This is a genomic window from Pseudomonas gingeri, from assembly GCF_013385425.1.
Classification (GTDB): Bacteria; Pseudomonadota; Gammaproteobacteria; order Pseudomonadales; family Pseudomonadaceae; genus Aquipseudomonas; species Aquipseudomonas gingeri_D.
This window is the reverse complement of sequence record NZ_JACAQA010000005.1, coordinates 294561-309695: the sequence shown is the minus strand read 5'-3', so window position 1 is coordinate 309695 and position 15135 is coordinate 294561. Positions and strand designations below refer to the sequence as shown.

11 protein-coding genes are annotated in these 15135 nt (G+C 61.5%); 8 read left to right on the top strand and 3 right to left on the bottom strand.

Annotated features, from left to right (window positions below; translation table 11 throughout):
* Nucleotides 1-79 precede the first annotated feature (79 nt).
* From HX830_RS09145 to HX830_RS09135, 3 genes are all read left to right on the top strand, one after another.
* Entirely contained in the window at nucleotides 80-958 is an 879-nt protein-coding gene (locus HX830_RS09145) for a LysR substrate-binding domain-containing protein (protein ID WP_177099860.1), read from the top strand.
* A gap of 89 nt (nucleotides 959-1047) precedes the next feature.
* Complete coding sequence (locus tag HX830_RS09140; protein ID WP_177099858.1) at nucleotides 1048-1518, top strand: RidA family protein; 471 nt, start codon at nucleotides 1048-1050, stop codon at nucleotides 1516-1518.
* Nucleotides 1515-2744 carry an aminotransferase class V-fold PLP-dependent enzyme gene (locus tag HX830_RS09135; RefSeq protein ID WP_177099856.1) on the top strand — a complete coding sequence of 410 codons (1230 nt, stop codon included), beginning with the start codon at nucleotides 1515-1517 and terminating at the stop codon, nucleotides 2742-2744. The genes HX830_RS09140 and HX830_RS09135 overlap by 4 nt, the downstream gene beginning before the upstream one ends.
* Here the strand turns inward: HX830_RS09135 and HX830_RS09130 are convergent.
* A complete protein-coding gene (locus tag HX830_RS09130; RefSeq protein ID WP_100938707.1) occupies nucleotides 2714-3055 on the bottom strand; it encodes an aspartate-semialdehyde dehydrogenase in 342 nt (113 codons plus the stop codon). The genes HX830_RS09135 and HX830_RS09130 overlap by 31 nt on opposite strands.
* 246 nt (nucleotides 3056-3301) lie before the next feature.
* Between HX830_RS09130 and rapA the strand changes: the two genes are divergently transcribed.
* Complete coding sequence (rapA, locus tag HX830_RS09125; RefSeq protein ID WP_103496325.1) at nucleotides 3302-6148, top strand: RNA polymerase-associated protein RapA; 2847 nt, start codon at nucleotides 3302-3304, stop codon at nucleotides 6146-6148.
* 157 nt (nucleotides 6149-6305) lie between these two features.
* Here rapA and HX830_RS09120 read toward each other — a convergent pair whose 3' ends face one another.
* Nucleotides 6306-7652, bottom strand: a complete 1347-nt coding sequence (locus HX830_RS09120; RefSeq protein ID WP_177099854.1) for a spinster family MFS transporter — start codon at nucleotides 7650-7652, stop codon at nucleotides 6306-6308.
* Nucleotides 7653-7914: 262 nt separating this feature from the next.
* Here HX830_RS09120 and HX830_RS09115 point away from each other — a divergent pair, with 262 nt between their 5' ends.
* The 3 genes from HX830_RS09115 to HX830_RS09105 all read left to right on the top strand — a co-directional run bounded on the left by HX830_RS09115 (nucleotide 7915) and on the right by HX830_RS09105 (nucleotide 12987).
* Complete coding sequence (locus HX830_RS09115) at nucleotides 7915-8283, top strand: YkgJ family cysteine cluster protein (protein ID WP_103496323.1); 369 nt, start codon at nucleotides 7915-7917, stop codon at nucleotides 8281-8283.
* Nucleotides 8284-8407: 124 nt separating this feature from the next.
* A complete protein-coding gene (locus tag HX830_RS09110; RefSeq protein WP_177099852.1) occupies nucleotides 8408-10615 on the top strand; it encodes a putative bifunctional diguanylate cyclase/phosphodiesterase in 2208 nt (735 codons plus the stop codon).
* A gap of 197 nt (nucleotides 10616-10812) precedes the next feature.
* The gene (locus HX830_RS09105) at nucleotides 10813-12987 is read left to right on the top strand and encodes a hypothetical protein (RefSeq protein ID WP_103496321.1); all 2175 of its coding nucleotides are present in this window, start codon (nucleotides 10813-10815) and stop codon (nucleotides 12985-12987) included.
* Between the two features lie 167 nt (nucleotides 12988-13154).
* Here HX830_RS09105 and HX830_RS09100 read toward each other — a convergent pair whose 3' ends face one another.
* Nucleotides 13155-13460 (bottom strand): DUF2288 domain-containing protein, encoded by a 306-nt coding sequence (locus HX830_RS09100; RefSeq protein ID WP_103496320.1) that lies wholly within the window; start codon nucleotides 13458-13460, stop codon nucleotides 13155-13157.
* A 361-nt stretch (nucleotides 13461-13821) separates the two neighbouring features.
* On the opposite strand from HX830_RS09100, the gene HX830_RS09095 reads away from it, so the two are divergent.
* Nucleotides 13822-14940, top strand: a complete 1119-nt coding sequence (locus HX830_RS09095) for a branched-chain amino acid ABC transporter substrate-binding protein (protein ID WP_103496319.1) — start codon at nucleotides 13822-13824, stop codon at nucleotides 14938-14940.
* The last annotated feature ends 195 nt before the right edge of the window (nucleotides 14941-15135 follow it).

The following is a 15135-nucleotide window of genomic DNA, read 5'->3' as shown; positions in this document are numbered from 1 at the left end:
ACGCACAACAAGGCCTGGGCAGTCCCGCGATTTCCCAGCACAATCCCCCGACCACGATCAAATGCAAAGGAGCGCCGAAGTGGCGTTACACCGGGATCTGCCGCCCTTGATGGCCCTGCGCGCCTTCGAGGCCGTGGCCCGCCACCTGAGCTTCATCAAGGCCGCCGATGAGCTGTGCGTCAGTCAGAGCGCTATCAGCCACCAGGTGCAGAAACTCGAACAGCATCTGGGTCGACAACTATTTATCCGACGCACCCGCGCCATTGATCTCACAGAGGATGGCGACCAGTACTACCAGCAAATACGCCCGGCCCTGGAGCAGATCGCCCAGGCCACTCGCCAGCTCAGCCTGCCCCGGCAAAACCAGGTGCTGCGCATTGGCCTGCTGGCCTCCTTCGCCACTCTCTGGTTGGCCCCACGCCTGACCGGCTTCACGATTCGCCACCCGCAAATCAGGGTCGAGCTGGAACCCACGATCCAACTGGCCGATGTGGCCGGCGCCCAAGTGGACCTGGCGATCCGCTATGGCAAAGGCGGCTGGCCCCATGTCGACGCTGTACGCTTGATGGGCGAGCGCCTCTTTCCGGTCTGCAGCCCGGCCTTCAAGGCCAACGGCATCGAACACGGTCCGCTGCTCATGTCACAGGCACCGCAACCGTTCGAATGGATCGACTGGTCCCGCCACTATCACCTGGACGTTCAGCACTACCCCAGCGTCATGCTCCACGACTACAACATAGTGGTCGAAGCGGCCATCGCCGGGCAGGGTATTGCCATGGGGCGCCAGCGCCTGATCGAGCGCCGCCTCAAGGAAGGTGTGCTGGTGAATGCCTTCGACCAACCGGCCTTTGAAAGCGAGATCGGCTACTGGCTGGTCAAACCCAACAGCGCATTGAGCCCCGCCGCCGAATGCTTCTGTGAGTGGTTGCTGGAGCAGTGCAGCGCCGCCGACCCATGAGTTATCTGGATACGTCGGATTGAATCTATCCGTTTGTCGGCCCCAGGCCGGCCCAGCATGCTCAGGCCTCTTTCCCCGAGGTTTGCCCAATGAATCATTCCCTGTCCGACCGAGTGGCCCAGCTAGGCCTGAACCTGCCGCAACCGGGGCAGCCGATCGCCAACTATGTGAACTACGTCATCAGCCAGGACCAGCTGTTCATTTCCGGACAGATTCCCCTGCAAGACGGCAAGCCGGCCTTTATCGGACGCCTGGGCGACAGCCTGGACGAGGCCCAGGGTGCACAGGCCGCCGAACTCGCCGCGCTCGGCCTGCTGGCACAACTGGGCCACGCCCTTGACGATGATCTGTCGCGCCTGGTGCGGATCGTCCGTCTGGGTGTCTTTGTCGCCAGCAGTCCCGCTTTCCAGCGCCAGGGAGCCGTGGCCAACGGCGCCTCCAACCTGCTGGTCAATGCCCTTGGCGACAAGGGCCGCCATGCGCGCACCGCCGTCGGCGTCGCCAGTCTACCCAGCGGTGTGGCCGTGGAGATCGACGCGATTTTCGAGCTGCGGCCATGAACGATCTGCTTGCGGACGAAATCGTCCGCCTGCGTGCCGCCACCCCTGGCTGCGCCCGGGTGATCCATTTCAATCACGCCGGCGCCTCCCTGCCCAGCCAGGCCACGCTGGACGCCATCAACGCGCAACTGCTGCGCGAAGCGACCATCGGGCCCATGGAAGCCGGCGTTGAAGGGGCCAGGCTGCAAGAGCAGGCTCGCCACTGGGCGGCCCGACTGCTCGGCACCGACAGCACCGCCATCGCCTTTACCGGCAGCGGCTCGGCGGCCTGGGGCATGGCCTTCAGTGCCCTGGGGCAGTGGCGCCCGGGCGACCGGATTCTGGTGGGGCGGCATGAATGGGGCGGCAACCTGGCCTGCATGACCCAGGCCGTCCAATCCGGAGCCCGGATCGAGGTGATCCCCTGTGACGAGAGCGGCGCGGTGTCGGTGCCCGCCCTGGAACAGATGATCGATTCGCGCGTGAAGCTGATCGCCCTGACCTGGCTACCGGCCAACGGTGGCCTGATCAACCCGGCCCGGGCCATCGGCGAAGTGGCACGCCGACATGGCATTGCCTACTTCATCGACGCCGGACAAGCACTGGGCCAGTTGCCCTGTGATGTCCAGGCCCTGGGCTGCGATGTGCTCAAGGGCGCCGCCCGCAAGTTCCTGCGCGGACCGAGGGGAACAGCGCTGATGTATATACGCCCGGAATTCATGGCACGACTCAGGCCGGTCCAGCTCGATGTGCTCTCGGCCCCCTGGGACGGCCATGCCTTCACCCCGAGGAACGATGCGCGCCGCTTTGAAACCAGCGAAGTCTCCCTGGCGCTGCTGGCCGGACTGGCAAATGCGCTGAAAGAAGCCGTGGAGGTGGGAATCGAGCGCATTTATCAGCGAATCCAGGCGTTAAGCCAGCCACTGCGCCAGACCCTGGGCCAGATCAATGGCCTTGAACTGCGCGACCTGGGCCTGTCCGGGCAGCAATCAGGACTGATTGCGTTCACGCTGGAAGGTTGGGATGTTTTTGAATTGAAACAGCGGCTGGCCGCAAGCGGCATCAACCTGGGAGCCAATGGCACGGCTTATACGCCACTGGATATGCAAGCCCGGGACCTGCCGGCCATTGCGCGGATCGCCGTCAGTCATCTCAATACCGGGGAAGAAATCGACACCTTGCTCCGGGCCCTGCGGCTACTGGTCAACGAGCGCCGTCAGACCTCAACGTCCACCAGCAGGCCCTGACGCGGCTGATCGTCCATCAGCGCCACCACCGGTACGGTGTTGTCGGCATTCAACTCATCGCCAGGGACGGCCAGGTGCAACTCGGGGTCGTCGTCGGCTTCGCGGCGGCGTTGTTGCTGTTCCTGCTGGCGCCGCTGTTCCTCGCGCAGCAGCCAACCGGCCTCGTCCGGGTCACGTTTTTGCAGGTCGATGGTGCTCTCATTGGAGCTTTGCTGGACCGGCACCACGGGGGGGATATTCGGTTGCGGTCGAATCGGATCCGTCTGGGACGTAATCGGTACGACACTCAAGGGCAATATGGGTGGCAGCATTATGGCATTCTCCTGTCGTCAGGCTGTCGGCGGCGCGCTCGGCGACTTGAGCCCAGGATGGCCAAACTGTGACCGGATTAACAGACAAAGGTGCCCGAGATCCCGATGAGCTACCCTTTCCTTCAGGTCTCGCACCGACTAAAGGCGGGATGCTCGCTAAAAGCGCGGTATTTGTGAGCTTCTTTTGGCCTGAAAGCGTCGATTCCGTTAACATAGTCGGCTTTTTCAAGGCGGGAGTCAGGCAGCATGGCGCAGCAGTATCAACCGGGGCAACGCTGGATCAGTGACAGCGAAGCGGAGTTGGGTTTAGGCACCGTTCTGGCACAGGACGGCCGCTTGTTGACCGTGCTCTACCCGGCCACTGGCGACACCCGCCAGTATGCGCTACGGAATGCGCCCCTGACCCGCGTGAGGTTCTCGCCGGGCGACACCATCACCCACTTCGAAGGTTGGAAGATGACCGTGCGGGAAGTCGACGATGTCGACGGCCTGCTGGTTTATCACGGCCTCAACGCGCAGAACGAAGCCGTCACGCTGCCGGAAACCCAGCTGTCGAACTTCATCCAGTTCCGCCTGGCCAGCGACCGCCTGTTCGCCGGGCAGATCGACCCGTTGGCCTGGTTCTCGCTGCGCTACCACACCCTGGAACACACCAGCCGCCAGTTGCAATCCTCGCTCTGGGGCCTGGGTGGCGTGCGCGCACAACCGATCGCCCACCAGCTGCATATCGCCCGGGAAGTCGCCGACCGCATCGCGCCACGGGTCTTGCTGGCCGACGAAGTGGGCCTGGGCAAGACCATCGAAGCCGGCCTGGTGATCCATCGCCAGTTGCTCTCGGGCCGCGCCAACCGCGTACTGATCCTGGTGCCGGAGAACCTGCAGCACCAATGGCTGGTGGAAATGCGCCGGCGCTTCAACCTGCAGGTCGCGCTGTTCGACGCCGAACGTTTTATCGAAAGCGATGCCAGCAACCCGTTCGAAGACACCCAGTTGGCCCTGGTGGCCCTGGAGTGGCTGGTGGAAGACGAGAAGGCCCAGGATGCGCTGTTCGCCGCCGGTTGGGACCTGCTGGTGGTCGACGAAGCCCACCACCTGGTCTGGCACGAAGACCAGGTCAGCCCGCAATACGCCCTGGTCGAACAACTGGCCGAAACCATTCCCGGCGTCCTGCTGCTGACCGCGACCCCGGAACAACTGGGCCAGGACAGCCACTTCGCCCGTCTGCGCCTGCTTGACCCGAACCGTTTCCACGACCTCAAGGCCTTCCGCGCCGAGAGCGAGAACTATCGCCCGGTGGCCGAAGCCGTCCAGGAACTGCTGGACAAAGGTCGCCTGTCGCCTGCCGCGCACAAGACCATCCAGGGTTTCCTCGGTGATGAAGGTGAAGCCTTGCTGACCGCAGTCAACGACGGCGACGCCGAAGCCAGCGCGCGCCTGGTGCGTGAACTGCTCGACCGCCACGGCACCGGCCGCGTGCTGTTCCGCAACACCCGCGCCGCCGTGCAGGGTTTCCCGGAGCGCAAGCTGCACGCCTACCCGCTGCCATGCCCGGACGAATACCTCGAACTGCCCCTGGGCGAACACGCCGAGCTGTACCCGGAAGTCAGCTTCCAGGCCCAGCCGGACACCGACGACGAAGCTCGCTGGTGGCGCTTCGACCCGCGTGTCGAGTGGCTGATCGACCAGCTGAAAATGCTCAAGCGCACCAAGGTCCTGGTGATCTGTGCCCATGCCGAAACCGCCATGGACCTGGAAGACGCCCTGCGCGTGCGCTCCGGGATTCCTGCCACGGTGTTCCACGAAGGCATGAATATCCTCGAACGTGACCGCGCCGCCGCCTACTTCGCCGATGAAGAGTTCGGTGCCCAGGTGCTGATCTGCTCGGAAATCGGCAGCGAAGGCCGCAACTTCCAGTTCTCCCACCACCTGGTGCTGTTCGACCTGCCGTCCCACCCGGACCTGCTGGAGCAGCGCATCGGCCGTCTCGACCGGATCGGCCAGAAGCATGTGATCGAACTGCATGTGCCGTACCTGCAGACCAGCCCGCAAGAGCGCCTGTTCCAGTGGTACCACGAAGCGCTGAACGCCTTCCTCAACACCTGCCCGACCGGCAACGCCTTGCAGCACCAGTTCGGCCCGCGCCTGCTGCCGCTGCTGGAAAACGCCGACGACGGCCAGTGGCAGGCGCTGATCGACGAAGCCCGTGGCGAGCGTGAGCGCCTGGAAGCCGAGTTGCACACCGGTCGCGACCGCCTGCTGGAACTCAACTCCGGTGGCGCCGGCGAAGGTGACGCGCTGGTCGAGGCGATCCATGAGCAGGACGACCAGTTCGCCCTGCCTATCTATATGGAAACCCTGTTCGACGCCTTCGGCATCGACAGCGAAGACCATTCGGAAAACGCCCTGATCCTCAAGCCGAGCGAGAAGATGCTCGACGCCAGCTTCCCCCTGGGCGACGACGAAGGCGTGACCATCACCTACGACCGCAACCAGGCGCTGTCGCGCGAAGACATGCAGTTCATCACCTGGGAACACCCGATGGTGCAGGGCGGCATGGACCTGGTGCTGTCCGGTTCGATGGGCAACACCGCCGTGGCGCTGATCAAGAACAAGGCGCTCAAGCCCGGTACCGTGTTGCTGGAACTGCTCTATGTCAGTGAAGTGGTCGCGCCGCGCTCGCTGCAACTGGGCCGCTACCTGCCGCCGGCGGCATTGCGCTGCCTGCTGGATGCCAATGGCAACGACCTGTCGACACGGGTGGCCTTCGAAACCCTGAACGACCAGCTGGAAAGCGTGCCACGGGCCAGCGCCAACAAGTTCATCCAGGCCCAGCGCGACAGCCTGACGCCGAAGATCAACGCCGGTGAAGCCAAGATCGCACCACGTCACGCCGAGCGTGTGGCCGAGGCCCAGCGACGCCTGGCGGCGGATACCGATGAAGAGCTGGCACGCCTGACCGCGTTGCAGGCGGTCAACCCGAGCGTGCGGGACAGCGAGCTGGTGGCGTTGCGTCAGCAACGTGAGCAAGGTCTGGCCATGCTGGAAAAAGCCGCGCTGCGCCTGGAAGCGATTCGGGTGTTGGTGGCGGGCTGATAACTACCTGACGGTCCTGCATCGTTAGAACTGACGTCTTCGCGGGCAAGCCCTGCTCCTACAGTGCTGTGTCGTACACACCATCAGTGAACGACAATGTACTGTAGGAGCAGGGCTTGCCCGCGCAGAGACCCTTGAACCTTGCGAGGATCTGGCGTCAGGCGGTAACCGGCGCCACAGCCGGCGCATCCGCCACCATCCCCTCGCGCATACGCTGCGCATCCTTGCTGAAACACCGCGCCGCCTGGAACAGGAACGCCAGCGTCAATAACAAGGCACCCGGAATCAGGTACATCGCGTCATGCAGCCCGACCGCCTTGAACGCCTCGCTCATCTGCTCGGCCCCCGCCGCCAGCATCGCCGCATGGGCGAAATGATCGGACAGCAAGCCCACCACCACCGGGCCCAAACCACCCCCCAACAGATACAAACCGGCAAAGTACACGGCCATCGCCGTCGCCCGCAGCCGTGGCTCGACCACGTCCTGAATCGCCGTATAAACACAGGTGTAGAAGTTATAGGCAAACAGCCAACCGACGCTGAACACCGCCACGAACACGCCGATCTCGATCCGCCCGGCATGCAGCGCCCAGCCGGTGGTCAACGTCGAGATCACCAGGCTTACCGCTGCGAACAACAGCCGACCATTGGCAACACGCTGGTGCAGTTTGTCCGCGACCCAACCGCCCAGCGTCAAGCCAACCAGGCCGGTGACCCCGACAATAAAGCCGGTCGCCACCGCGGCTTCCTGCAAGGGCATAAGGAAATAGCGCTGCAGCATCGGCACCAGAAACGAGTTGCAGGCGTAGGTGGCAAAGTTGAAGGTCAGCCCCGCCAGCACCAGCCAGAGAAACGTCGGGATCGCCATCAGGCGACGCACAGGACGGTCGATCTTCTCCTGGGAGACCTTCACCGTTTCCGCCGCACCGCGCTTCGGTTCCTTGATCAAGAACATGAACCCCGCCAGCAGCAACCCCGGCACCGCCGCGATAAAGAACGGTGCGCGCCAGCTGTCGAAGGCCTTGACCATGGCCCCGGTGGTGAAGAACGCCAGCACCAGCCCCAGCGGCAAGCCGAGCATGAAGATGCCCATGGCCCGCGCCCGGCGGTGCGCCGGAAACAGATCGCCGATCAGCGAATTGGCGGCGGGCGCATAAGCGGCCTCGCCAATGCCCACCCCCATGCGTACCAGCAGGAAGGTCGCGAAACTGCCCACCAGGCCGTTCGCCGCCGTCAGCCCACTCCAGACCGCCAGGCCCCAGCCCATCAGCTTGCTGCGCGAGCCGTTGTCGGCCATCCGCCCCAGGGGCAGGCCGGCAATGGCATAGACAATGGTAAATGCGGTGCCGATGATGCCGATCTGGAAGTCACTCAGATGCCACTCCATGCGGATCGGCTCGATGATGATCGCCGGCAGGGTACGGTCGTAGAAGTTGAAGAGATTGGCGAGGAACAACAGGAACAGAATGCGCCAGGCATTCGCCGCTTGGGTCGAGTTCTGCATGGGGTCCGTCTCTTTTATTGTTATAGGGGCCTGCCCGCCAGACGCGTTGAGCCCGGAACCCTCAATCTAGTGAGCGGCGCCGGGACTGTCTGCCACCATTCGTGGCGCTGATACCCGGCAATACCCCGCGCGCCCTGCCCTATCGCCTGATTGCCGCAGCCCCGGAGGTCGGCAAAGGTTATGCAAAAAAATACCTTTCAAAGCCCGGGCCGAAGCCTAGAATAGCCCTCGATTGACTCTCCCACCTTCTCCGTGACCTTCCATGCCCGACGCCAATCCGTGTCTGAATTGTGGTGCCTGCTGTGCGTATTTCCGCGTGTCCTTCTATTGGGGTGAATGCGCCTCGGCCGGCGGCCTGGTGCCCGACGAACTGGTCACCCAGGTCGGCGTCAACCACGTGGCCATGCTCGGTACCGAACGCAGTGCCCCACGCTGCACCGCCCTTGAAGGCAAGGTCGGCGAGCAGGTCAGTTGCTCGATCTATCATCAACGTTCAAGCACCTGCCGGGAATTCGAGGCCTCATGGGTCGACGGCGTGCACAACGAGTACTGCGACAAAGCCCGCGCGGCGGCCGGACTGCCACCGCTGGAGCCGGAACAGGCCGGTTTTTTAGTACCCATCGCTATTTAGGTCATTTCCAAATCATTGGCGTCGCTCTGCCATGCCCCCTTGCAGCCTGAGGTGAGCCTCTATACTCCATCGCACTGGTCGGTGCTGAGTCACCGGTAGTCCAAGGCGTCAAGTAGGGCATGCTATGGAATGGCTGGGCTTGCATTTTGTTAACGAGCTTCCCGAAACCGGGCAGCTGCTGCTCAATTGCAGCCACAATCCGTTGCTGGTGCTATTGGCTTATCTGGTGGCCTGCGCGGCCTCTTTTGCCATGCTGGACATGGCCGAGCGCGTCGGTCATGTGGAAAAACCTTCGCAACAGCGGATCTGGCGCTGGGTCGGTGCCTGTTGCCTGGCCGGTGGCATCTGGGCCATGCACTTCATCAGCATGCTGGCATTCCAGGTGCCCATCGACATTCAATACGACCTGTCGATCACCCTCTCCTCCCTGCTGATCGCCCTGCTGGCCTCCTTCCTGGCCATGCACACCCTGGGGCATCCCGAGCTGCGCACCTCACAGTACGTGCGCGCCGCGCTGTTCATGGGATTGGGCATCGCAGCCATGCACTACGTCGGCATGTCGGCGTTGCAATCGAGTGCGGTGCAGTACTACAACCCCGGTCTGGTCGGTCTTTCTGTCCTGGTGGCCATCGGCACCAGTCTCGGGGCCCTGGTCTTGTCACGGCGCTTTCGCACCGGCAGCGGGATCTTTCACCAACTGCTCAAATACACCGCCAGCCTGGTGATGGGCGCCGGCATCTTCAGCACCCACTTCATCGGGATGTGGTCGTTGCACCTGATGCTGCCGGCAGGCAGCGCCTTGCCCGCACTGGCGGACAACCATCACCAGCAATTGGGCATGACCATCGCCCTGATCACCCTGCTGATCATCGGCAGCAGCATCAGCGCGGCCCTGGCGGACAAGAAGCTGCAGGGCAAGGAACACGACCTGCGACGGGTCAACGCCCTGCTCAGCCAGCTCGACCAGGCGCGCCTGTCACTGGCGCAAGTAGCCCATTACGACGCCCTGACCAACCTGATCAACCGCCGAGGTTTCAATCAGATCTTCGCCGAACGGCTGATGGAACGCAGCACCAACGGCGGCATGCTGGCGGTGATGTTCCTCGATATCGACCACTTCAAGCGGATCAACGACAGCCTCGGCCACGATGCCGGCGACGAACTGCTCAAGGTCATCGCCGGACATATCAAGAGCGCGACCCGCAGTCACGACGATGTGGTGGCACGCTTTGGCGGCGACGAGTTCTGCATTCTCATCGGCCTGCACAACCGCGAAGAAGCCCGGCACATGGCCCAGCGCATCATGCTGAAAATGAAGGAGCCCATCGAGCTGGCCGGGCGACGCATGGTCATGACCACCAGCATCGGCATCAGCGTGTTTCCCGATGACGGCAAATCCTGTGAGGAACTGCTGAAAAACGCCGACCTGGCGCTGTACCAATCCAAGGGCGCGGGGCGCAACAGCCTGCACTTCTTCAGCTCCAACCTGAAAACCCGCGCCACCCTGGAGCTGCAACTCGAGGAGGAACTGCGCCAAGCCCTGCGCGACGGCAGCGGCCTGGCGCTGCACTACCAACCGATCTACGACCTCAAGAGCGGCCAGGTCGCCAAACTCGAAGCCCTGGTGCGCTGGCAACACCCCCAGCACGGACTGCTCTCGCCCGACCGGTTCATCGGCATCGCCGAAGCCAACGGGATGATCGCCGAACTCGACGGTTGGGTCATGCGCAAAGCCTGCAAGGACCTGGCCTGGCTCTCCGAGCACGGCTGCGACGAACTGAAGATCGCGGTGAACTGCTCGGCCCTGAACCTGACACGGGAAGAACTGGCCGATGAAATTGAAAATATCCTGTGTGCCGCCGGCATGCCACCCCAGCGCCTGGAACTGGAAGTCACCGAGAACGCCCTGATGGGCAATATTTCCAGCACCCTGCAACTGTTGCGGCAGATCCGCAGCCTCGGCGTGTCACTGTCCATCGACGATTTCGGCACCGGCTACTCGTCCCTGGCCTACCTCAAGCGCCTGCCCCTCAACACCCTGAAAATTGATCGCTCGTTCATCCTCGATGTGCCCAAATCGACCCAGGACATGGAAATCGTCCAGGCGATCATCGTCATGGCCCACACCCTGCACTTGCAAGTGGTCACCGAAGGCGTCGAAACCCAACAGCAGTACGAGTTCCTCGCGCAGTACGACTGCGACTTTATCCAGGGCTACCTGCTCAGCCGACCGGTCCCGCTCGAGGAGTTGTTACCGGTGCTGCGCCAGCTCGACCTACACTGGCAATTTCCCAGCACCGCCTTCAATCCGCTGATAGTACAAAATTCATAAAAAGTTCCACGCCAATTAAAGAACGCCAATTTTTGGCCGATCCATCGGTACTACAAGCAAGGATTCCCCCTAGGGGAGCCTAGGGATAAACCCTATCGCTCAGGCCAATATCGCGAGGTACAGTCGCGATCTCTCACTCCGTGATGGCGCGTTGATACCCCTTCGACCGCCGAACCAGACCAGGCAAATGGCGCACAATGACCTCTAAAAATACTCCAGCCAACGCAGTATCCGATCTGATAGCGCCCACGGTCGCGGAAAAACCCTACAAGGCCTATTCAACTCCCCGTCCGCTGTCGACTCAGCAATACCTGTACTTCACCGAAACCAACACCGACCGCATCCTCGACAACCTCGACGGCCTGCGCGACATGGTGTTCCCCCGCTCGCCCCATACCGAAGGCGAAAGCGAGGCGCGCCGCGAGCAGGAATTCCCATCGGTATGCCTGATCGGCCTGGGTCGCTGCGGTTCGAACATTGCCCTGGACGTCGCGGAACTGGTGTACAACGCCCGCAAGTTCTACCTCAACGAGTTCAACAACGAAGACAAGGTCAGCGACAAGGGCTACCGCCCGGCGCAATGGATCCGCAACAACCTGCGCCTGGTACAGAACAAATCCGCCAAACCGGTGTTCCTGGTGGAGCCGCTGGTGATGCTCGGCGACCTGGACAAGGACATCGCCGGGCGCATCCGTTTCTCGCGCAAGGGCGAGAAAAGCGGTTTTATCCGCGACTACAGCAAGATGAAGATCATGGACCTGTCGGAAGTCCATGCCGGTGGTGCGGGCAACGCGCCGATCCTCGGCCAGTACCTGGCCAAGATCATCCTGAACAAGGACACCCAGCGCTTCTCCAGCCCCGACTGGAAGATGATCCATTCGTATCTGATCGACTCCTGCGGCATCAAGGCCAACCAGTCACGCCTGTACTTCTCGATCTTCAGCGCCGGCGGCGGTACCGGTTCAGGCATGGCCTCGGAATTCGGCCTGGCCCAGCAATACTCCTACATGAACAAGACCTTCGACACCAAGCCGGCCGACGAGCACGACAGCAAGAGCGGCCACTCCTTCGTGTTCGAACCGATCTTCACCAGCGGCATCTGCGTACTGCCGAATATTTCCGACCACCGCAGTGAAATGTCCGAAGCACTGCACATCAACGCCGGTCGCCTGCTCTGCAAGTACCTGTCCGAAGAGTGGGACTTCTCGTACAACTTCGACAATGACGACAGCAGCGAAGCCAGCGTCATGGGCCGTATTCGCCCCTGGAACGCGATGATGCTGATCTCCAACGACATCATGCGTTATGCCGAAGAAAGCGATGACGGCAACATCCAGAACATTGATGTCAATGCCATGGAGAAACACGCCAACCAGTACATCTCCCAGCAGATCTTCAACATCCTGACCGCCCAGGCGGTAACCACTGACTACGACCAGAACTATTTCCGGCGTGCCGGCATCGACATTGGCGAGACCATTCGCCTGGATGCCAACGACCTGTTTATGAGCCTGGCCGGCCCGGTGGCGATTGCCTACGCCGAATCCGTGGTACCGGAACAGCCGGCGCCCACCGGCGACAAGTTCAAAGTGTTCGAGAAAGAACCCCAGCGGCTGAATATCGACGACCTGTTCTTCCGTTCCATCGACCTGCCGCACTTCAACAAAGTGACCCAGGCGATCGAAGGCATCAGCCTGCTACCGATCGAGTCCAAGCGCTATCGCGCGGCCCTCGACCAGTACAAGACCTCGGGCTACGACGCCGCGGCGCTGCACGACCTGCACTTCTTCAAGAACTGCTCGTCGGTGGTCTCGATCGTCTCCCTGCCCAAGGACTACAAACTGTCCTATATGGACCTGAACCGGCTCAAGACCCACCTCAACAGCCTGTTCCCCAACACCACGCTCAAGCGCTACGCCCTGGTGATCGGTGCCTCGGCGAACCTGTCGCTGACCACCCTGATCGCCAAGAGCCCGTGCCTGTCGGACGACTTCCTGACCCTGATCGTGGCTTTTATCAAGCGTTGCTTCGCACGTAACCCGTACCGTTTCGACGATACGCTGGACAACTCGATGCTGGACTTCATCACCCGCGATGAGTTCGACGAAGACAGCCTCGACGAATTGCTCAACGAGTTCGAAAACCCGGCGAAAATCCTCGATACCAACTGGTACGCGATCAAGCCGATGTACGAGAAGAAGTACCGCGAGCTGATCAACGACAAGGAAAAGTTCGTCTCGATCAACGATATCCGCCTGTCCCGCGACTGCGTGAAGAAGGCCATCAAGTACCTGCGCGAGATCTACCGTCACCGCATCGGCAAGACCAAGGTCATTTCGCTGAACAACCACACCGGCAAGACCGAGTACTAGAAAAGCTCCCACGAGCCGCAAGCCATTGGCTGGCGACTCGTGGGGTGCATCTGTCTCTGTGCATTTTCTCCACGGGCAAACTGCCATTACTGCGCAACGCAGTTACTGACCTACACACCGGCAAGCTATAAACGCACAAGGGTTATGCACTATTAGTGGGCGCTGAATTATTTTGTTGCTCTTTCCTGGATCATCACCCAGGGCGAAACCACCACCGCCCACAACTCCGGATCGCGTTCGAAAAGATCCAGCGCCCGCGACTCAGACACCTTGGCGAGCTCCCCGCTCGCCAGCCATGCGGCGACTTTCCCAGCCTGGTTCTCGGCCACGGCCTCGGCGGCGGCGATCAGATCCAGTGCCGGCTCGACCCACAATAGGGCACCCCGGGCAAAGAACGGTTGCAGCTCTTCCCAGCGAATAGATGCAGTTTCACCAAGCAGCTTGGCATAGAGGGTGCTAGGTTCTTGAATCATGGGGTTCCACCTGAGAAAAAATCGGCGCAATCATAACGTCGAGGCTCGCTTGGAAACACCCAGATGAAACTGAAGGGGTGATCGAGGGGATGGAAGGCGCCAGGGATTGCAGCTGAAAGCTAGCAACATCCAGACAAAAATCTGCATGATAATCTGCCGCTATTCTGTCTTTTTCTTTCACTTAAGCGACATATCTCGATTTTGCCTCCGGCTGCCCGCTATCCAATCGATGAGGGCGCACACTAAACTGTATCGGTACAGTTGCCGGGGCAAGAACCGGGATATCGGCGTTAAATCTGACCCGGTCCCACAGCTCCGGCCGTAGGACTCTAAAAACTACAACAGCAAGAGTGGAGCACTAATGACTAAGCAGATTTCCAAACTGTTCGCCGCTATGGTTCTGGCCGGGGTTGCCAGCCATTCTTTCGCTGCAGACACCATCAAGATCGGCATTGCCGGCCCGAAAACCGGCCCTGTGACCCAATATGGCGACATGCAGTTCATGGGCGCGAAAATGGCCATCGAACAGATCAACGCCAAGGGCGGCGTCGACGGCAAGATGCTCGAAGCCAAGGAATACGACGATGCGTGCGACCCTAAACAGGCCGTAGCCGTGGCCAACAAAGTGGTCAACGACGGCGTCAAATTCGTAGTCGGTCACCTCTGCTCCAGCTCTACCCAACCGGCTTCGGATATCTACGAAGACGAAGGCGTGATCATGATCACTCCGGCTGCCACCAGCCCGGAAATCACCGCTCGCGGCTACAAGATGGTGTTCCGTACCATCGGCCTGGACAGCGCCCAGGGCCCTGCCGCCGGTAACTACATCGCCGATCACGTCAAACCGAAAATCGTTGCTGTCCTGCACGACAAACAGCAATACGGTGAAGGCATCGCCACCGCGGTCAAGCAGACCCTCGAGAAGAAAGGCGTGAAGGTTGCCGTCTTCGAAGGCCTGAACGCCGGCGACAAGGACTTCTCCTCGATCATCCAGAAACTCAAGCAAGCCAACGTCGACTTCGTCTACTACGGCGGCTACCACCCGGAACTGGGCCTGATCCTGCGTCAGTCCAAGGAAAAAGGCCTGAACGCCAAGTTCATGGGTCCGGAAGGCGTCGGCAACGACTCCATCTCGCAAATTGCCCAGGACGCTTCCGAAGGCCTGCTGGTGACCCTGCCGAAGTCCTTCGACCAGGATCCGGCCAACAAGGCCCTGGTAGATGCGTTTGCGGCCAAGAAAGAAGACCCGACCGGCCCATTCGTATTCCCGGCCTACTCGGCTGTGGAAGTCATCGCCGAAGGCATCAAGGCCGCTAAGAGCGAAGACACCGCCAAGGTGGCAGCCGCCATCCACGCCGGTACCTTCAAGACTCCGACTGGCGACCTCAGCTTCGACGCGAAGGGCGACCTGAAGGACTTCAAGTTCGTGGTCTACCAATGGCACTTCGGCAAACCGAAAACCGAAGCATCCCCTCAGTAAGTCAGGCCTGACCGGTCAAGAAGCCCACTGTGCAAGCAGTGGGCTTTGTTTTACGAGGTTTATGGGCCCGACACCCGCGATCCGGGAGCTGGCTCACCTGAAAATCTTAAAACCGTCACCAGCGGTTCGCTGGCAAACGCTCGTGCCGACGTGGCCACAGACCACGGCACCGGGCCGGAACATGACTCCACCAGT